Annotated in this window: 13 protein-coding genes; 3 read left to right on the top strand and 10 right to left on the bottom strand. The window is 51.8% G+C overall.

The window, feature by feature from the left end:
- Positions 1-10: 10 nt before the first annotated feature.
- From AOC34_RS08580 to AOC34_RS08565, 4 genes are read right to left on the bottom strand one after another with little or no spacing between them, the layout of a single operon-like run.
- Complete coding sequence (locus AOC34_RS08580) at positions 11-736, bottom strand: YggS family pyridoxal phosphate-dependent enzyme (protein WP_108469671.1); 726 nt, start codon at positions 734-736, stop codon at positions 11-13.
- Positions 733-2,040, bottom strand: coding sequence for a glycolate oxidase subunit GlcF (glcF, locus tag AOC34_RS08575; protein ID WP_108469670.1), 1,308 nt, complete (start codon positions 2,038-2,040; stop codon positions 733-735). The genes AOC34_RS08580 and glcF overlap by 4 nt, the downstream gene beginning before the upstream one ends.
- Before the next feature lie 13 nt (positions 2,041-2,053).
- A complete protein-coding gene (gene glcE, locus AOC34_RS08570) occupies positions 2,054-3,202 on the bottom strand; it encodes a glycolate oxidase subunit GlcE (protein ID WP_108469669.1) in 1,149 nt (382 codons plus the stop codon).
- Between the two features lies 1 nt (position 3,203).
- Positions 3,204-4,700, bottom strand: a complete 1,497-nt coding sequence (locus AOC34_RS08565; RefSeq protein ID WP_108469668.1) for an FAD-linked oxidase C-terminal domain-containing protein — start codon at positions 4,698-4,700, stop codon at positions 3,204-3,206.
- Between the two features lie 34 nt (positions 4,701-4,734).
- Here AOC34_RS08565 and AOC34_RS08560 point away from each other — a divergent pair, with 34 nt between their 5' ends.
- A complete protein-coding gene (locus AOC34_RS08560; RefSeq protein ID WP_108469667.1) occupies positions 4,735-5,301 on the top strand; it encodes a cob(I)yrinic acid a,c-diamide adenosyltransferase in 567 nt (188 codons plus the stop codon).
- Positions 5,302-5,321: 20 nt separating this feature from the next.
- Here the strand turns inward: AOC34_RS08560 and AOC34_RS08555 are convergent, their stop codons facing one another.
- The 4 genes from AOC34_RS08555 to AOC34_RS08540 are packed head-to-tail and all read right to left on the bottom strand — an operon-like array spanning position 5,322 to position 13,047.
- Complete coding sequence (locus AOC34_RS08555) at positions 5,322-6,443, bottom strand: 3-deoxy-7-phosphoheptulonate synthase (RefSeq protein WP_108469666.1); 1,122 nt, start codon at positions 6,441-6,443, stop codon at positions 5,322-5,324.
- 18 nt (positions 6,444-6,461) lie between these two features.
- Positions 6,462-7,931: a metalloprotease TldD gene (gene tldD / locus AOC34_RS08550; protein WP_199908361.1), complete on the bottom strand. Its 1,470-nt coding sequence runs from the start codon at positions 7,929-7,931 to the stop codon at positions 6,462-6,464.
- A gap of 37 nt (positions 7,932-7,968) precedes the next feature.
- The gene (locus AOC34_RS08545) at positions 7,969-8,784 is read right to left on the bottom strand and encodes a carbon-nitrogen hydrolase family protein (RefSeq protein ID WP_108469664.1); all 816 of its coding nucleotides are present in this window, start codon (positions 8,782-8,784) and stop codon (positions 7,969-7,971) included.
- A gap of 48 nt (positions 8,785-8,832) precedes the next feature.
- On the bottom strand, positions 8,833-13,047 hold the full coding sequence (locus tag AOC34_RS08540; RefSeq protein ID WP_108469663.1) for a YhdP family protein: 4,215 nt from the start codon (positions 13,045-13,047) through the stop codon (positions 8,833-8,835).
- Between the two features lie 46 nt (positions 13,048-13,093).
- On the opposite strand from AOC34_RS08540, the gene glnE reads away from it, so the two are divergent.
- Positions 13,094-15,922, top strand: a complete 2,829-nt coding sequence (gene glnE, locus AOC34_RS08535; RefSeq protein ID WP_108469662.1) for a bifunctional [glutamate--ammonia ligase]-adenylyl-L-tyrosine phosphorylase/[glutamate--ammonia-ligase] adenylyltransferase — start codon at positions 13,094-13,096, stop codon at positions 15,920-15,922.
- A 28-nt stretch (positions 15,923-15,950) separates the two neighbouring features.
- Here glnE and recN read toward each other — a convergent pair whose 3' ends face one another.
- Entirely contained in the window at positions 15,951-17,621 is a 1,671-nt protein-coding gene (recN, locus tag AOC34_RS08530; RefSeq protein WP_108469661.1) for a DNA repair protein RecN, read from the bottom strand.
- Positions 17,622-17,648: 27 nt separating this feature from the next.
- A complete protein-coding gene (locus AOC34_RS08525; protein WP_108470134.1) occupies positions 17,649-18,554 on the bottom strand; it encodes an NAD kinase in 906 nt (301 codons plus the stop codon).
- A gap of 37 nt (positions 18,555-18,591) precedes the next feature.
- Between AOC34_RS08525 and hrcA the strand changes: the two genes are divergently transcribed.
- Complete coding sequence (hrcA, locus tag AOC34_RS08520) at positions 18,592-19,605, top strand: heat-inducible transcriptional repressor HrcA (protein ID WP_108469660.1); 1,014 nt, start codon at positions 18,592-18,594, stop codon at positions 19,603-19,605.
- The last annotated feature ends 5 nt before the right edge of the window (positions 19,606-19,610 follow it).

Below are 19,610 nucleotides of genomic sequence, written 5' to 3'. Positions count from 1 at the left end.
CAGAATAGTACTAGGCCTTGGCGGTAGGGCGCTGACCAAAGATGGCGGTGCCGATTCGGACCAGGGTGCTGCCCTCAGCAATGGCTACCTCGAGATCGTCGGACATGCCCATCGAAAGGGTATCAAAATAGGCGTAGCCTCGGTCATCGAGGCGGGATTGCTGAATTTCTACAAACAGCGCTTTCATTTTGGCGCATGCGGCGCGTTGCTCTACGGGGTCAGTACTGGGAGCAGGAATAGCCATCAGCCCACGTAAGGTCAGCCCCGGCAGTTGTGCTACCGCATCGCATAGCCCTACCGCCTCTTCAATCAAGACACCGCTTTTACTTTCTTCATTGCTGACATTGACTTGCACACAGACTTGCAGGGGCAGCACCTCGGGCAGCTCTAGGCGCTGCGCTGACAAACGCTCTGCAATTTTTAGGCGATCAATGCTTTCAACCCAGTCAAAATGATGGGCGACTTCCTTGGTTTTATTGCTTTGCAGTGGCCCAATAAAATGCCATTCAAGCCAAGGACGTAATTTTTCGAGCTCCTGTATTTTCTCAACGCCTTCTTGTGCGTAGTTTTCGCCAAAACACGTTTGGCCGGCATGCATTGCCTCTTCTACCGCGCTTGCAGGAAAAAGCTTGCTAACTGCCATCAATTGAATTTCTTCGGGCTCGCGTTTCGCGGCGAGAGCAGCTAATTCAATGCGGTCTCTGACCTGGATTAAATTGACAGCGATTCCCCTCATGCGGCCTCAGACACTCTAGCTTGCGTAGCGTCTACCAGGAGCTGATCCACAATCTCAACCCAATGCAGTACCGGCATTTTTTCTTGCTGCAAATGGGTGATGCAACCAATGTTGGCAGAAACAATGGCAGTAGCATTGCTATCTTCATAGGTCCGTTGCAAATGGTCTAATTTTTGCTGACGCAATTGACCGGAAAGTGCGGGCTGTAAAACCGAGTAGGTGCCAGCAGAGCCGCAGCACAAATGGCTGTCAGCGCACAAGCGAGCGGGTACCCCAATGCTCTCCAATAAGCCTTCAACTTTGCCGCGAATTTTCTGACCATGCTGCAAGGTGCAGGGTGGATGGTAGACCACGCCTGATTTTGGATTACTACCCAGTAGCGCAACCAAGTCATCGGTATAGTTCGGCAATATTTCTGCTAAATCTTTTGTCAGCTCAGAGATGCGCTTGGCCTTCGCTGCATAGTGCGGATCCTGCGCAAGCAAATGACCGTAGTCTTTGACCATGACGCCGCAACCCGAGGCTGTCATCACGATGGCGCTGACTGGATTGCTGCCATCAACATAAGGCCACCATGCATCAATATTGCGCCGTGCTGCTTCGAGTCCGCCATCCTGATCGTTGAGGTGATAGCGGAGCGCGCCGCAACAGCCTGCCTTAGGTGCGCTAATCAGGTCAACGCCGAGACGCGATAAAACACGCTGGGTCGCTTGATTGATATTGGGCAACATGCCGGGCTGTACACAGCCCTCTAAGACAAGCATCGTTGTACGTGCCGCCTGCTTAACAGGCGCTACGGATACAACATTATCAGTCTTGATTTGATTCGTGTAGACGCCGTTGATGGGTACCTTGCGTTTGAGTTCACTTGGCAACAATGGGCGCACCAATCTGCCCAAAGCCATCGCAGAGTTAAAGAGCGCGGGACGCGTTAAACCTTCCTTTAAAAGCCAGCGCGTAAGGCGCTCACTGGATTTGCGTGGGGCCGTACTTTGTTCGGCCCATTTACGCCCAATGTCAATCAGTTGACCGTATTGAACGCCGCTAGGGCAGGTGGTTTCACAATTGCGGCACGTTAAGCAGCGATCCAGGTGCAAACGGGTTTTTTCAGTAACCGCTTGACCCTCTGCTATTTGCTTGATGAGGTAGATGCGCCCACGTGGACCATCTAACTCGTCGCCTAATAGTTGGTAGGTCGGGCAAGTGGCGGTGCAAAAACCGCAATGCACGCACTTTCCTAAAATACGTGCAGCCTCGTTACCGTCGTGGGTATTAATGAACTGGGGGGCTAATTGGGTTTGCATATCAATGAATAGATTAAGGAAGGCGGCCGGTTGCAAAAACCCCGGATGGATCAAATGCCTTACGCAATTGGGCTTGAACGGCAGTGAGTGCTGCACTATGGGCTTGATCGCTCAGCAAAGTGAAGCGCTGCTCAACGCCATTACTCCCAACGCGAAAGCAGCTGGCGTGACCGCCGTGCTCAATGGCTTTTGCTTTCACTTTCGCTTGGGTGCTCGCATCGGCTGGGCCATGCCACCAGCGTTGTTGGCCGTGCCATTCGAGAACGCGCTGCTGCGTGCCACTTGAGGCGAGCGTAGAAAAATCGATGGGTGGACAGGCTGCAGGCAAGGCTAGGCGATAGAGGGCATCATCGGCACCCAACGCATGAAAACAATCCAATTTGTGTTCGCGCAGATCGCGCCAAAATGCAGCAGCAATGGCAGGGTCAAGTTCGGTTGCGCCCAGAGTCGATTTCATGAGAACGGTAGCAGACTGGACTGCGGCAACTGCCCCTGCAAGGCGAATGGTGAGCTCGCCATCGGCATTAGCGTCGCCCGAGCCAATCCAGCTACTCGCCGACAAGGGCAGGGGTTGGCCTGCCCACTCATTCAATACCTTTAGTGCGCGCGCCTCAGAAATAAAGCAACGCAAGGATGCGGTGCTGGCAGGTTTTGGTAAGACCTTGACGGAGGCCTCGAGTATGAGGGCGAAGGTACCTAAAGAACCTGGTAATAAACGCGAGACATCATAGCCGGCGACGTTTTTCATCACCTTACCGCCGAACGATAAATCGTGCCCTTGTCCATCCATCAGGCGCGTACCCAGTACGTAGTCGCGCAAATTACCGGCACTGATCCGTCCTGGGCCAGCAAGACCAGCACCAATCGCGCCGCCAAATGTTGCTTGCGCCCCAAAGTGGGGAGGTTCAAATGCCAGCATCTGATTTTTTTCGGCAAGCGCCGCCTCAATGGTGGCTAATGGCGTTCCAGCTCGCGCCGTAATGACAAGCTCTTCGGGTTGGTAATCTACGATCCCATGAAACCCAGAAGTGAGTAAAGGGGTATGGGCATTGGGGTTGCCGTACCAGCTCTTTGAGCCACCCCCTTGAATCGATAGCGCCGTCTTTGATGCGGCCGCATGTTGAATTTGCTCTCGGAACTGCTGAATCTGCACATCACTCATATTAAAAACGCTCCAACTCAGGATGCGGTAACTTGCCACCGCTGATGCGCATGCGACCGTACTCGGCGCAGCGGCTAAGACTTGGAATGGCTTTGTCGGGGTTCAGTAATTGGGCTGGGTCAAAAGCGCGTTTCACACCCCAGAATAATTCCCGCTCGTGCTCACCAAATTGCACGCACATCGAGTTGATCTTTTCGATCCCAACACCGTGCTCGCCGGTAATCGTTCCGCCGAGCTCAACGCAGGCCTCGAGAATGTCAGTACCAAACTCTTCCGCACGGTGCCACTCATCCATGTCGGCGCCATTAAACAAGATCAGCGGATGCATATTGCCATCGCCCGCATGAAATACGTTTAAGCAGCCTAGTCGATATTTCTTCTCCATTTCTTGAATGCGGCGCAAGAGCGTAGCAATGTGGCGCCGAGGAATCGTCCCATCCATGCAGTAGTAATCGGCTGCAATGCGGCCTGCTGCTGGAAAGGCATTTTTACGACCACTCCAAAAGGTCAGGCGCTCCGTTTCATTTTTGGAGATGCGAATGCCGCTGGCGCCAGCTTTTTCCAAAACCGCAGTCATGCGCCCAATTTCTTCTGCTACTTCTTCTGGCGTGCCATCCGACTCGCACAGTAAAATGGCAACGGCGTCCAAGTCGTAGCCGGCGTGCACAAACTCTTCGACCGCTCGCGTCGTTGCCTTATCCATCATCTCTAGGCCGGCCGGAATAATGCCAGCAGCAATAATGGCTGCAACCGCATTACCGCCTTTTTCGATGTCATCAAAACTAGCCATAATGACTTGGGCTAATTTGGGTTTTGGTACGAGCTTTACAGTCACTTCTGTGACCGCTGCTAACATGCCTTCACTACCCATCACGATGGCAAGCAAATCGAGTCCGGGCGTATCAGGCGCTAGGCTGCCAAATTCGACAATTTCGCCGCTCATTAAAACACCACGGACGCGCAACACATTGTGCAGCGTTAATCCGTACTTTAGGCAGTGAACGCCGCCGGAGTTTTCGTTGACGTTGCCACCAATCGAGCAGGCAATTTGCGATGATGGATCGGGTGCGTAGTACAGCCCCAAATGGGCAACTGCCTCAGAAATCGCCAGATTGCGCACGCCCGGCTGCACTACCGCAGTACGGGTAAATGGATTGATGTCCACAATCTTTTTGAGCTTGGCAAGCGAGAGAACCAGACCTTGGGCGATGGGCATCGCGCCGCCCGATAAGCCAGTGCCAGCGCCGCGGGGCACTACCGGCACATTCATGGCATGGCAGACCTGCAAAATACGCGATACTTGCGCTTCGTTTTCAGGAAGGGCGACGGCCAAAGGCATGCGCCGATAGGCCGCTAAACCATCACATTCATAGGGGATTGTGTCCTCGGGCTCCCACAAAAGGCCGTCTTCAGCCAAGATGGGCCTGAGCGCAGAGACTAATTTGGCCTGCAAAGCCTGTATTTCTAAGAGATCGGGTGGAGGGGCGACAGTATTCATCACTCCATTTTAGCCATTTACCTATAATCAGTTGATGGGAAATCGACTTTCAAAAATTGCAACGCGAACCGGTGATGCCGGTATGACCGGTTTGGGCGATGGCAGCCGAGTTGAAAAGGACCATTTGCGTATTTGTGCGTTGGGCGACGTAGACGAACTCAACTCTGAAATCGGGGTTTTGATGACCGAGGCCATCCCAGAATCCATTGCCAGCGAGATGCAGGTACTCTTTTTGCGGGTGCAGCATGATTTGTTTGATTTGGGTGGGGAGTTGTGCATTCCGAATTACACCTTACTCAAAGAAGAGCAAGTGGCGCAGTTGGATGCGTGGCTCAAGCACTACAACGATACGTTGCCCCCTTTAACTGAATTCATTCTGCCAGGCGGGACACGTGCGGCTGCGCAAGCCCATGTGTGTAGAACGGTTTGTCGTCGCGCTGAGCGATCTATCGTGAAGCTCGGTTGGCACGATACGCTGCACGATTCCCCGCGTCAGTACGTTAATCGCTTATCGGATTTGCTGTTTGTTTTGGCGCGAGTATTAAATCGCGCTGCTGGCGGTCAGGACATTCTCTGGAAGAATCAGAATAAATCCGATTGATCCAGAGTGGCCATTGTGGTTTAACCGCGCCGACGCTTCTTAACGGCTTGCGCTAGGCGCTCTAAGACCTTGACTGAGTCATCCCAATTAATGCACGCATCGGTAATGCTCTTGCCGTATTCGAGGGCACTAGCATCATCTTTGCCTGGGGTGAATTTTTGGGCGCCACCGTTGAGGTGACTTTCGATCATCACGCCAAAGATGTGGCGTGAGCCAGATTCAATTTGTTTTGCAATGTCATCAGCCACCGTGATTTGACGCTCATGTTGTTTGCTGGAGTTAGCATGTGATAAGTCCACCATGAGGCTGGCTGGTAATTTAGCGGCCTCGAGCTCCTGACACGCTGCGGTGACAAATTTTGCTTCGTAGTTTGGTTCTTTGCCGCCGCGCAGAATAACGTGGCAGTCTTTGTTGCCGTTGGTTTCAACGATGGCAACTTGACCATTTTTGTGCACCGATAAAAAGTGATGTTCTCTGCGCGCTGCCTGGATGGCGTCGGTGGCAATACGGATGTTGCCGTCCGTACCGTTTTTAAATCCAATCGGTGCTGACAGGCCAGAGGCGAGTTCGCGGTGCACTTGACTCTCGGTAGTGCGGGCGCCAATGGCTCCCCAGGAGATTAAATCAGCAATGTATTGCGGTGAAATCACATCCAAAAATTCGCTACCGGCAGGCATGCCCATGCGGTTAATTTCCATCAGCACCTGACGCGCAATTCGGAGACCTTCTTCGATGCGGAAACTCTCATCGAGATACGGGTCGTTAATCAAACCCTTCCAACCAACGGTAGTGCGGGGTTTTTCAAAATAGACCCGCATGACGATTTCCAGCTCACCCGAAAAGCGCTTGCGTTCAGCCAAGAGGCGTTGGCAATACTCGAGCGCAGCTCTGGGATCATGAATGGAGCAGGGACCTATAATGACTAAAAGTCGGTCATCTTTGCCATGAATCAGATTACGAATCTTGCTGCGCGTTTGGCTGATTAATTTTTCAATCGCTGTTCCAGCAATTGGGAAAAAACGAATCAGGTGCTCTGGCGGTGGCAGTACCGTAATGTTGTGAATGCGCTGGTCGTCGGTATCCGAGGTTTTATCCACGCTGGCATACCAGTTTTCGGGGGTGATGTTGGTTCGAGTGCTCATATCCGTATTTTAAGCTGATTAGGCCGTGCCCCCTACTGTCATGCCATCGATCCTGAGAGTTGGCTGACCTACGCCTACTGGCACGCTCTGGCCCTCCTTGCCGCAAACGCCCACTCCACTGTCCAGTTTGAGGTCGTTGCCAATCATCGAGACCTGTTTTAAGGACTCTGGGCCGTTGCCAATAATGGTGGCACCTTTCACGGGATATTGAATTTTGCCGTTTTCGACCCAGTAGGCCTGGGATGCAGAAAAGACAAACTTCCCACTCGTAATATCCACTTGCCCACCGCCAAAGTTCACTGCATACAGGCCGCGTTTGATGCTGGCGACAATTTCTTGGGGATCTTCTTTACCAGCCAGCATGTAGGTATTGGTCATGCGTGGCATGGGTAAGGAAGCAAAACTCTCGCGCCGACCATTGCCGGTCTGGGGCATTTTCATGAGTCGGGCATTCAAGGTATCTTGAATATAGCCTTTCAGAATGCCATCCTCAATCAAGGTGGTGCATTGGGTTGGCGTGCCTTCGTCGTCGATATTCAGTGAGCCACGTCGCCCGCTCAGGGTGCCGTCGTCGACCACCGTCACTCCCTTGGCGGCAACCCGTTGGCCGATACGGCCAGCAAAGGCAGAGGATCCTTTGCGATTAAAGTCACCTTCCAGACCATGGCCGATGGCTTCGTGGAGCAGTACGCCCGGCCATCCTGGACCCATGACAACGGTCATCGGTCCGGCAGGAGCAGGACGCGACTCTAAATTGAGGAGTGCGCTATCCACAGCCTCATCTACCCAATGATTCACCAGGTCGGTTGTGAAGTACCCGTAATCATGGCGAGCGCCGCCACCAGCTGAGCCAGATTCGCGACGCCCATTTTGTTCCGCAATCACATGAACGGAAACGCGGACGAGTGGCCTGATGTCGGCCGCAAGCAAGCCATTGGCGCGCATTACCAGCACGACGTCAAATTCCCCAGCTAAGCTGGCCATCACCTGAATGATTCGGGGGTCCCGCGCTTTAGCGCGCCGCTCAATTGCTTCCAACAAAGCGATCTTCTCCGTTGGACTTAAAGAGTCCAATGGATTTAAGCCGGAGTACAAGGTATTGGCGACGGGTGTCGATGTAGTTCTCGCAAGAGCCTGCTTGCCACCCGATGGGCCAATCACGCGAGTCGCTTTAGCGGACTTGAGTAGGGCGGGTAGATTGATTTCATCCGAATACGCAAACGCAGTTTTGTCGCCATAAATTGCGCGCACGCCAACGCCCTGGTCAATGCTAAAGCTTCCCGACTTGACGATGCCTTCTTCCAGACTCCAGCTTTCATTGCGTGTGTGCTGAAAGTAAACATCGGCATCATCTAGGCGATGGGCGTACATCACCCCAAAGGTGTCATGCAAATCGGATTCGGTAAGGCCGCTGGGCTCAAGTAATATTGACTTTGCTATTTGCAGTAAGTCACCCTGTTGTTTAGGCTTAGTCCAATCGGTCGGCATGTGAACATCATTCATAAATGCAGTGTCTTTCAAAAAATCACATTGTGCGGTGGTGTAATGCGGGTAATTTAGAGCGTACCGCGTTTAACTGTTCTTTGCTGAGAACGCCGTGTACCAAGCCCTCACCTTGACCTAGGGCGCTAACAACCTGGCCCCACGGGTCAATCAACATGGTATTACCCCAGGTGCGGCGCTGATTCTGATGAAGTCCCCCTTGGGCGGATGCCAAGACATAGCATTGGTTTTCTATGGCCCTAGCGCGCAATAAGATATCCCAATGGTCTTTGCCGGTGGTGTAGGTAAAGGCAGCCGGAATCAGGTGGCAATCCACCAATCCAATCGCTCGATAGAGTTCGGGAAAACGCAAGTCATAACAGATACTCAAACCAAAGCGCCACTCCACACCATCAACTGAAATCGACACGCTCCCAGGTTGATCGCCCGGCGCAATCGTTTCTGATTCTTGATAGCGCTCTTCATTTGTCTGAAATCCGAACAAATGAATTTTGTCGTAGCGTGCAATTTGCGTGCCATCTGGATTGAATACTAAGCTGGTGTTGAGGACCTTGTTTGGATCGCTGCACTCCAGCGGAATGGTGCCCGCAACCAAAAAAACCCCATGCTGCTTTGCAAGGCTGGATAAGCGCTCTTGGATTGGGCCGTGACCTAGTTTCTCTCTCGCCTTAACCTTGTCGGTATCGGCCAAACCCATCAAGCAAAAGTATTCTGGTAGCAGAACAAGCTTGGCACCAGTAGCAGCAGCCTCGGCAACCCAATACGCTGCCCGATCGAGATTTTCTGCGAGCACGGGCGTAGACACCATCTGAATCGAGCAAACACGCAGTTCGGACATAAGCGGAATCGGTTAAAAGTAGGAATACGTCAATCGTACTGCTTTACTTTAATTGGGGGTGGCGATTACACCAGAACCGGCGAAGGACTCAATGACACTTTGTGTGCTGGCGGGTGCAGGGGCATTTGGAGTGGGCGCGCTTGGCTTAGTCTGTTCTTTGAGTAAGCCCTTCGCACGAATACCATCGAGCACCTTGGGATCTAAGGGCTGACCCTGCTGGTTGAGGGGAATAATTTCTGGATCCGTCCAGGAACCTTGCACTAAATAATCGGACTGCATTGCCTTATTGATTCGATTCGTTACCAAGTATTGGCCAATCAAGGCGCCTAGCCCAGCAATTGGATTAATCGCAAATACCGCCAAAGCGCCCGAGGTTGCATCAATGCTAGGAAAAACCGTAATGCGCAAATCCTGATTTTCTTTTGGGGCATCAATAGAGCCAGCCATTGCAACACGGGCCTGATCGAGTTGCATTAAAAAATTATCGGTTTTGGCAATGCCGTTGTTGACTACAAAATCACCCGTAATGGTTTTAAAGGCAGTGCCTTGCGACACCACTGTTCCAAGACTGCCTTGCAAGTCTAGGGTCGCAAAGCGTAAGAGGCTTTGTAGACTGAGCACGCTAAACAATTTAGCGGCAGTGGTGTCGACCTTTAGGAGGCGGCCTTTTTCGAGTGCAACATTGATCTTGCCGCTCAGCGTGGCAAGTTGGGGCTCCAATACCGAGCCATTCCATGCTAATTTTCCGCTAATGTTGCCTTCGCCACCTTCAATTGACTTGGGGTTACCCCAACGGGCTGCAATCGGGCCAAGATCTGCAATCGCCATCGTGACATCAATCTCAGTACGCTCTTGTTGAGTACCATCGCTGCCGCGCCATACCCCGCTAAGAGTAGCAGCGTCTTGCGGATTAGTAACTTGCAGATTATTAATAATCAAGGCGGTGGGTGAGCGAGTCGCTTTAAGGCTGACCTTACCAAGGGACTTGTCGCCATATTGAAAGTCATCAATGGCCACATTGATGTTGGGTAATTCACTAACCGATACTTGGAGCTTCTCCTGTTTCTTGGTTGCTGAGCTGATGGTGGCGGCAGGCTCGATTTTTTCCGGAATGCGCAGGGCACTTAGCTTGCCGCTCAGCTGCCCCGCAATATCTATTTTTTTCTTAGGCTGCCACTGAATTTTTCCTGCTACCTGTGGTGATGTGAGTTGCAACTGCAGTTGCGCGTCTTTTTGATTTGCAGTTAATTGCAGGTCAGACCAAAGGCGATTGAGTAGGGTTAATTTTTTCACCTGGGCAGTGATTTCAAGCGGCAAATGACCGTCGGCATATTGGGATGGGAGAGGCTCACCCCCTTTTTTTGTTGCCGCATCCATTGCTGGGCTTGGTTTTAAAAATGCATACCAGGCATCGAGATCAAGTTCATTGGTGTTGATCCCAAAAGCAATACCATTCTGAGGCAGGTTAGCCGGCATTCCAATCCCATAGGCTTGCCGCATTGCACTTCCGGTAGCAGAGCTGCCCTGCATAAAAATACGCTCACCAATTTGGCCGGACCAACTCAGCATGCTCCCCCCACTTTTTGGATCTGAGTTGCTTTTTAAGTTCAAGCGAGCAGTGAGTGGGGTGTTGATTATCTTGTTTAAGGGTTCTGGGGCGTTCAAACCAAATGAATTCAGATTGAAGCGGATATTGCTATCGATATTGGATTTGTCTATACGGACCTGACCGTCATAGCTAATCTTGCCTGTCATTGCATTTAAGACAGGAGCAAAGGTCGAATCACTTTTATCTACCAGATGTTTTTTGAGTTCATTGGTATTGATGCCGCCAGCAATCGTCACTAGCTTTTCGGCTCCTTTTGCTGGCTGACTTGTCAATTGGAGCTCGCCGCCCATGAGTTCAGCACGGAGCGTTTCTGGCATCGGAAAGTCATCTTGTATTCGTAGACTGCCTTTGGCATTGGCCAGCGGTGGAAAGTCGGACCACTGTATTTGATTGCCCAATAAAGTTAAACGAATATCGAGATCGGGATCTTTTGTACCCGATAGGGGAATGGCTAACTCCACACTTAAATCCGCAGGGCCGCCGACACTGAGTAATTTCGCAATCGAGGGACGCTTTTGCAAAATAGGGGTAGGTTTGATGTAGTCCAGTAACTCCTTCAGGTCGCCGCTAGCGGAGCCCGTTACTTTTAGATCTGAATTGGGAGCGTTGATGTCATTGATCGTGGCCTTAACCGATTGCAAGAGAACATTTTGGTAATTTGCCTTGTCCACTTGCACTTTCAGCATCGCCTCCTGCATCATCACTGCGCCGCTGATATTGGTAAATGCTGGCCAGCTACCTTGACTGACGGGAAGCGTTGGAACAGGATTGAAGGTGGTATTTTTTATTGGCAGATTAAGCGTGAACTCGCCTGGGTATTTCGCAGAGTAGGGAATTTGATTGGGGTCCCCTTTGATCGATAAGCTACCTTGTTGAATCTCGCCAGCAGCAAATGCCTTACTCAAGTAGGTGCGCGCATCGCGATCCATCTCGACCGGAAGATACCGATGCACTTGGGTCAGCGTGGCGCGCTCAAATTGCATATTCAGGGTAAGCACGTCCGCTTGCTTGGGGTCGCCAAAGAGGTAGTTGGCAGTCAGAGATGCGCTGACATCGGGGTTGCTGAATGCCACATCTTTCCCGCTGATTTGCCATTGCCCCTTTATCTTTTGCCAATCAATCCGGCCTTTTGCTGTTTCCAGCTTGAGTTTTGGGTCTACCAAAAAGCCGCTGATATCGAGCTCGAGATTGGGGGAGTTCAATATCAGGCTGCCCTGTTTTTCATTGGTCTCCAGCCGGCCCGTTAAGTTGGTCACGCTCGGTAAAACAGTGCGCGGTCCGAGGAAGCGAAAGTTGCTTAAATCTGCCTTGATCGATAGGGCCAAATTGGCATTCGGTAACCAGGTTTTAGGTAGTGGCAGGGCGGATGATTTTTCAGACCACTGGATATCGACGTTCTCGAGCAGTCCGCTTGCCTTTGAGCTGGCGATGATGCGATGCAGTTTGTTGGGTAGCGGTAGATTGAGCGCAAACAAAGTGGCGTCATCGACGCTGATTCGGGGGGATGAAAATCCAAAATCCCGAATTTCTTCACCGGTTTTGGTCGGAGTCCAATAAAACGACATCGGACTTAATTGTTTCAGAGGGGAATTTTTAGGACTCCCAAAATCCCGCCACGCTAATTTTTTACTCGTTACTGAAACCACTTTTCCTTTGGAGGTTTCCTGAATTTCTGCCTCGAGTCGACCAAACTCCAACAGATCGCGCTCCTGTTTAAATTGAACGCGTAAGTCATCTGCAAAGAGTGAGGCATCACCACCATTTAGTCTGCCTTTATTAAGACTTACAAAACCACGTGACTCTAGAATGCCTTCGAGCATGGGCAGTGGTAGCTTAAAGTCGAGCGCCAAGCGATTGAGGTTGAGCCCCTTAAAGTCCCAGGTAAATTGCCCGTTCCAGTTGCGCCAATTACCGGGCTCGCCACCAAGCCCGTGTTTAAAGTCTGCGCTTAAGCGCAATGGGCTTGGATTACTGGGCAGATAAGCCACCACATCAATCAGGTGATCCCGAAGGCCATTCGAGATCAAGAGGGACTCGATGCGAACATCGGTATCTAATTTTTTCTTTTCGCGATCCCGCCAATGAATCACTGCATTGCTTAACTGAATCGCGTTTTGCGCCAAGAGCCAATCACTACCAGCATGACCGCTTTCGTTTGGATCGAGTGCAATACCGGCAATCGAAATAACCCCGGCCTGACTGCGCTCCGCCGTGAGTTCGGCATTGCTGATAACCAACTTTTCAAAATACGGAGCAAGGTGATAAAAGGACAGGAGGCTGAGTTCGCCCGATATGGATTGAATTGCCAGTGCAGGCAAAATTTTCGTTGGGCCACTGACCTTGCTCGCATTCTGATCATAGAACCGCAACCCATCGATTTCAAATTCAGGCCGCAGGCCATCCCAGGTGACGCGCACATCATCCATCGTGACCGTAACACCCAGTCGGGATCCGATGAGCTTTTCTAAGGTGGGCTTGGATTTTTCAATCTGCGGCCAAACAAGATAGCGAACCCCAAAATGCAGTGCCACTGCAAGTGCAGCAACGACAGCGATTACCTTGAGGAGGCGGACTGTCCAGCGCGACCAATGGAGCTGAGCAATGCCGCTTTTCATGCTGCGCAGCAAGGGTCCGAGGGAAGAGTTTCCAAACATAAACCCTATTATCCGTCACCCCACTCAAGAATAGCTATGATTCGGTATGGCCTCGTTTGATCATCAAGTCGACTTTTTACAACGGCATTCTGTATTTGCTAGCCGCTGGTTGCAGGCGCGTCCTGACTGGGCCCCGTGGCTTGCCGAGCATCAAGGTCAGCCGGTTAATTTGGCCGCGATTAAGACCTTGCTCGAGCCAGCGCAACGCATCGCTGCCGAGCCAGAATTAGACGAAATGAAGCTCATGACGGAGTTGCGCCTTGCCCGTCAGAAATTAATGCTGTACTTGGGCTTGCGTGACCTCAGCGGGCAAGCCCCATTGGCTGAGGTGACGGAGGCACTGAGTGTATTTGCTGAGCAAACCGTCGCAATAGCCCTGGAGGCGATTCGCACCGATTTGAAGGTACGCTTTGGTATTCCATGGTCCTCAGAAGCCAATTGTGAGGTCCCGCTGATGGTGGTAGGGATGGGCAAGCTCGGTGGCTATGAACTGAACTTGTCGTCAGACATCGATTTAATTTTTCTCTATGAGTACGAAGGCGACACCCAAGGCGGTGAAAGAAGCCTGTCGAATCACGAGTGGTTTACTCGGATGGGTAAACGTTTAATTAAGATCATCTCTGAGCACGATGCCAATGGCTTTGTCTTCCGGGTGGATATGCGTTTAAGGCCCAATGGCGACTCTGGTCCCCTAGTATGCAGCTTGGATATGCTTGAGGTGTATCTAACTGTTCAAGGCCGGGAGTGGGAGCGTTATGCCTGGATCAAAGGGCGACTCATTTATCCGCTAGCAGGCTCGGCCAACCATGGGCGCTGCGAAAAAGCATTGGACCAGCTCATCCGTCCGTTTGTTTATCGGCGCCACTTGGATTACGGCGTGATTGCGGCGATTCGGGATTTGCACACGCAGATACAGCGTGAAGCAGAAAAACGCAGCGCCAATCGCCATGGCAGATCCCACGACATCAAGCTGGGACGAGGCGGTATTCGTGAAATTGAATTTCTAGCGCAAATGTTTCAATTGATGCGCGGCGGTACGGATCCGCGCCTTCGAATTAGACCGACCTTGCAAGTGTTGCAGTTGTTAGCCCAGCAGAATCTGTTGCCAGAGAATGAGGTGCATGATTTAATCGAGGCCTATATTTTTCTCCGTCGCCTCGAGCACCGCATTCAGTTATGGGAAGACCAGCAAACCCACTATTTCCCCGAAGAGACCGAGTCTCGAGCCCGACTGGCCGAGGCCATGGCTGGGCAGTCCGAGTCCCAATTATCGATGTTTCTAGAAGAGCTCACTCGCCACCAAGATCGGGTCGCACGCTTATTTGAAAAAGCCTTTGTGCTGGACGATAAAACACGCCTTGATACCGAATCCGTTACGTCCGATTGGCAGCCCAATGGCGAGCGCTATCCAGAAGCCTGCCAGCGTTGGCAGACTTGGCTCGAAAGTTCAAAACAGCGCAGCTTGCCAGAAAAAAGTCGACACATCTTTAATAATTTAATTTGCAAGGCGGCAGAGCAGTTAGAGCAAGACGCCATCAGCCCTGCTTTGGCAGACCAAACCTTACTGCGCTTCTTTGATTTATTGGAGGCGATTGCGCGGCGTAGCGCATACCTGTCCATATTGGCCGAGTACCCCAGTGCCTTGCATAATATTTTGGCTTTATTGCAGGCATCTCAATGGGGCGCAAGCTACTTAAGTCGCCACCCCCATTTGCTGGATTACTTACTTGCTACGCGTTCTGAATCCGAACTCGTAAATCACCCGGAGGCCTATTGGAAGGGCATTAAGGCTGATTTAGATATGCGCCTCGATGACGCTCTCGCAGATGGCGATGGCGCAGCTGAGCACGCCATGGATATCTTGCGGGTGACCCACCATACCGAAACCTTCATTACGCTGTTGGCCGATTTGGGAATAGGTATTGCCAAGCCGTTGAGCGTTGAGGCGGTAAGCGATCGCCTATCTGCCTTGGCTGATTTAATTCTGCAGGCGAGCTTTGAGCGGATTTGGCCGGGCGTGGCCAAGAAATTTGATTTAGATCTGACCCTTCCATCGTTTGCCGTGATTGCGTATGGCAAATTGGGCGGCAAGGAATTGGGCTACGCGTCGGATTTGGATTTGGTTTTTCTATACGATGAAAAAGAAGCTGGAGCCGATGGGGTTCATTTTCCGGCGCAAGAGGTTTTCTCCTTGCTGGCCAAACGCATGATTAATTGGTTGACCACGCATACGGCTGCAGGCACCCTTTTTGAAATCGATACCCGCTTGCGGCCTAATGGCTCTGCAGGATTTTTGGTGACGAGCCTGGATTCATTTCGCAAGTATCAATTTCGGGAGGGCGACAATGCTGCTTGGGTCTGGGAGCATCAGGCCTTAACGCGCGCCCGATTTGCTGCCGGCAATCTCCAGGTGGCACCGCAATTTGATGCCATTCGATCCGATGTGCTGAGCCAGGTACGCGATGTCACTGCTTTGCGCTCAGAGATTTTGAGTATGCGTCGTAAGGTCCATGCTGGGCACCCTAACCCCAGCACCCAGTTTGACCTCAAGCACGATGCCGGCGGTATGGTCGATATTGAGTTCATCGTGCAATTTCTGATATTGGCTTATGCACACCAGCATCCTGCGCTGATTGGTAATTTGGGGAACATTGCATTGTTAGGCATTGCTTCAAATGCAGGATTGATTCCCAATGAATCTGCTGTTGCAGTAGCCGATGCGTACCGCTTGCTGCGCGAACAGCAGCACCGATTGCGCTTGGATGGGGCCGAGAAAACCCGAGTTGATTTAAGTTTGCACCCCGACTTACTGCAGGCACGCACCGCAGTCAGTGCTTTGTGGGGATCCATTTTTCAAGATACATCAAACGAATAACATCCTTGCCCTAGCAAAACAACGCAATTTAATTTTGTTCTAGTAGCTCGCGGGCATGGCGCCGGGTTGTATCGGTAATGGTTGCGCCGCCCAGCATGCGGGCGATTTCTTCTACGCGCTCATTGCGACCCAGCGTACTAACCTGTGAGAGGGTGGTATTGCCCGCTTGGGATTTACTGACTTTGAGGTGATGATTACCTTGGGCTGCAACTTGAGGTAGATGGGTCACGCAGATAATTTGATGGGATTCGCCCAGTTGACGCAGGAGTTTTCCGACGGTTTCAGCAACGGCGCCACCAATGCCAGCATCGACTTCATCAAAAATTAAGGTAGGCGTAAAGGAGGCCTTGCTGGTAATGACGCTGATCGCTAGGCTAATGCGAGCAAGCTCTCCGCCGGAGGCGACTTTGGCAAGGGAGCGCGGAGTGCTACCTGCATGACCTGCCACCTGAAATTCGATTTGCTCAAGACCACTAGCCCCACCTTCGGACAAGGGAAGAAGAGCAATCTCCAGTTGACCGCCCGCCATGGATAAAGCTTGCATCGCCAAGGTGACTTCTTTGCTGAGTTGGGCGGCTGCTTTGCTGCGCTTTTGGGATAGCTGCTTTGCCGCTTTGAGATAAATCTCTTCCGCTTGCATTACTTTAGTGCGAAGCGCCTCGATGTCTTGTGCTGCAGTTAAGGCGCGCAAGTGGTCTGCGGTATCGGTCAGCAATTGCGGCAAGGCATCGGCGTCGACTTTGTATTTGCGCGCGGCACTATGTAAATTCTGCATACGAACCTCGAGCTGGGCTAAGCGCTCTGGATCGAGGTCTAACTTTTGCAAATAGCGGTTCAGGCCATGCACGGCTTCATCCACCTGAATTTGTGCGGACTCGAGTGCATCTGCAATGTCTTTTAGATTGGGGTCGTGTTCGACTAAGTCGTGCATCACTGCATTCATTTTCGAAAGGGAAGAGTCGACCGAGTGATCGGATTCACTCAAGATCGTGATTGACTCTTGACAGCCACTAATTATTTTTGCTGCATTGGCCAATCGGCTATGGTCACTTTGGATCGTGAGCCACTCTCCAGCAATGGGTGCTAGCTCCGTTAACTCTTCCAGTTGCCACTCAAGACGCTCGCGCTCTCTTGCAAGGTCTTGGCCGGCATTCTCTGCTTGGGCTAGTTGTTTACGTAAGTCATGGGCCGCCCGAAAAGCGCTACTGACATCGCTTACCAGCGCTCCAAGGCCCGCATGTCGATCAAGTAGATCGCGCTGCGCACCGCCCTTAAGCAAGAGCTGATGCGCATGTTGGCCATGAATGTCTACCAATTGATCGCCTGCTTCGCGCAATTGTGCGAGCGTGGCAACACTGCCATTAATAAAGGCTCGACTACGCCCATTGCTTTCAACGATGCGTTTTAAAAAAAGACTGTGGCCTTGATCTTCGCTAGGAAAGCCATTCTCATCAAGCCAGGTGGCAATCGCTGCTTGCGCTTCAGCATCAATTTGGAAGAGGGCGCTAATCTCAGCGCGATTGCAACCTTCGCGGATTTGACTGCTATCGGCGCGCTCCCCCAAGACCAAACCAAGCGCATCGAGCAAGATGGACTTACCAGCACCGGTTTCGCCGGTCAGCACCGTAAACCCCGATGTGAAATCAAGCTCAAGTGCGTCGACGATGACGAAGTCACGAAGGGCTATGGTTTGCAGCATGGATCTAGAGTACTAAATAAAGGGGATTCAGAATGTCGATGGATACTCATTCCAATGTAGCTTCTCACGCAAAGTTCTGTAGTCACTGTGACCGCGTGGATGCAATAAAGAAATGGTTTTATCGGATTGGCGCACCTCAACCCGATCGCCGACTTGCAGATGGGTGAGGGATTGCATATCAAAGTTGACGATGACCTCGCGCCCACTAATAACCTCAATGCTGGTTTTTGCATCTTGCGGCAAGACAATGGGACGATTCGAGAGGGCGTGAGGCGCAATCGGCACAAGCAAGATACCTGCAACCCGGGGATGCAAGATGGGACCTCCTGCAGATAGTGCATATGCAGTGGAGCCGGTTGGCGTAGAAACGATCAAGCCATCGGAGCGTTGGTTGTACATAAAGGAGTCATTGACCTTGACTGCCAATTCCACCATGCCCGATATTCCGGAGCGGTTAACAACCACGTCGTTTAAAGCGAGTGCGCGATTAATCACCTTGCCGTCGCGAAGAACAGCTGCATCGAGCAGGGTGCGCTCATCGGCTTCATAGTGGCCGGCGATGATTTCGGTAAGAACGGTTTTGACATCCTGAATCGGAATATCGGTCATATAACCAAGGCGACCCAAGTTCACCCCGACTAAAGGCACCTTGCTGCCCGCAAGCTGACGTCCAATGCCGAGCATGGTGCCATCGCCCCCCAGCACAATCGCCAAATCGATCGAGCCGGCAAAGTCCTCTACCTTTTTATGGGGATAGTCATTAATCTGGGTATTTTTTGCGGTTTCAGCCTCGAGAAAGACTTCACATCCATGTCCCAGCGCCAGCTTGGCCAGTTCGTGCAAATGGTCCGCAATGCCATCCGCCTGGTATTTGCCGACAAGCGCAATCCGGCCGAAGCCTTTTGGGTGATTTGGGGAAGAAGGGCTTACCATATCAAGATTAAACCATAGGCATAAAATAAAGCCCACCATGGATGATCGCTCCCGCGCCCTCTTAAAAACCCTCATTGAGCGATACATTGAGGAGGGTCAGCCTATTGGCTCAAGGACCCTATCGCGCTTTTCAGGGCTCGATCTCTCCGCTGCGACCATTCGGAATGTGATGGCCGATCTCGAGGATATGGGTTTTGTGACCAGCCCCCACACCTCTGCCGGTCGCGTCCCAACGCCACGCGGGTATCGCCTGTTTGTGGACACGATGTTGACAATGCAGCCCCTCGAGGCGCTTGCGGCTCGTGATTTAGAGCAGCATTTGTTGCCAGACTCACCGCAGCGCATGATTAATTCTGCCGCAGAAATCCTATCGAACTTGACCCACTTTGCTGGTGTGGTGATGACCCCAAAGCGCGCTAACGTGTTTAAGCATATTGAATTCTTGCGCCTAGGTGAGGGCAAGATTTTGCTGATTGTGGTGACCCCAGAGGGCGACGTGCAAAACCGCATTTTGCCAACCAACCAAGATTACAGCCCAAGCCAATTGATCGAGGCAGGCAATTACATTAATTCCCAATTCTCGGGCAGAAGTTTTGATGAGGTGCGTTTGCGTCTCAAAGCAGACCTCGATAATTTGCGAGCCGATATCTCTGGCCTGATGACCTTAGCGCTGGATAGCAGCTCTACCATTGGCGATATGGGCTACAGCGGCATGGTGCTTTCGGGTGAGCGCCGCTTGCTTAATGTAGGCGACCTGAGCTCCAACCTGGATAAATTACGCAAGATGTTCGACATGCTCGAGCAAAAATCCGTTCTCATGCAGTTACTCGACGTATCCAGTCATGCCGACGGTATTCAGATCTTTATTGGCGGTGAAAGCGATTTATTGCCCTACGAAGATTTGGCCGTTATCAGTGCGCCCTACAGTGTCGATGGCACCATCGTCGGCACCTTGGGGGTGATTGGCCCAACGCGGATGGCTTATGATCGCGTTATCCCGATTGTGGATATCACCTCGAAATTGCTTTCTGGCGCCCTCAGCCACTCCTAAGGATT

Origin of the sequence: Polynucleobacter difficilis (genome assembly GCF_003065365.1) — a bacterium.
In the GTDB taxonomy this organism is placed as follows: Bacteria; Pseudomonadota; Gammaproteobacteria; order Burkholderiales; family Burkholderiaceae; genus Polynucleobacter; species Polynucleobacter difficilis.
Note: the sequence above shows the minus strand (reverse complement) of the source record. Positions and strands in the feature narration are given on the sequence as shown.

Bases quoted from the DNA above. Each gene is read 5' to 3' on its own strand.
- glcE (WP_108469669.1), bottom strand. From the start codon at position 3,202: ATGAGTGATGTGCAGATTCAGCAGTTCCGAGAGCAAATTCAACATGCG.
- AOC34_RS08580 (WP_108469671.1), bottom strand. From the start codon at position 736: ATGAGGGGAATCGCTGTCAATTTAATCCAGGTCAGAGACCGCATTGAA.
- recN (WP_108469661.1), bottom strand. From the start codon at position 17,621: ATGCTGCAAACCATAGCCCTTCGTGACTTCGTCATCGTCGACGCACTT.
- AOC34_RS08540 (WP_108469663.1), bottom strand. From the start codon at position 13,047: ATGTTTGGAAACTCTTCCCTCGGACCCTTGCTGCGCAGCATGAAAAGC.
- AOC34_RS08545 (WP_108469664.1), bottom strand. From the start codon at position 8,784: ATGTCCGAACTGCGTGTTTGCTCGATTCAGATGGTGTCTACGCCCGTG.
- AOC34_RS08560 (WP_108469667.1), top strand. From the start codon at position 4,735: ATGGGAAATCGACTTTCAAAAATTGCAACGCGAACCGGTGATGCCGGT.
- glnE (WP_108469662.1), top strand. From the start codon at position 13,094: ATGGCCTCGTTTGATCATCAAGTCGACTTTTTACAACGGCATTCTGTA.
- AOC34_RS08525 (WP_108470134.1), bottom strand. From the start codon at position 18,554: ATGGTAAGCCCTTCTTCCCCAAATCACCCAAAAGGCTTCGGCCGGATT.
- AOC34_RS08555 (WP_108469666.1), bottom strand. From the start codon at position 6,443: ATGAGCACTCGAACCAACATCACCCCCGAAAACTGGTATGCCAGCGTG.
- hrcA (WP_108469660.1), top strand. From the start codon at position 18,592: ATGGATGATCGCTCCCGCGCCCTCTTAAAAACCCTCATTGAGCGATAC.
- tldD (WP_199908361.1), bottom strand. From the start codon at position 7,931: ATGCCGACCGATTGGACTAAGCCTAAACAACAGGGTGACTTACTGCAA.
- AOC34_RS08565 (WP_108469668.1), bottom strand. From the start codon at position 4,700: ATGAATACTGTCGCCCCTCCACCCGATCTCTTAGAAATACAGGCTTTG.
- glcF (WP_108469670.1), bottom strand. From the start codon at position 2,040: ATGCAAACCCAATTAGCCCCCCAGTTCATTAATACCCACGACGGTAAC.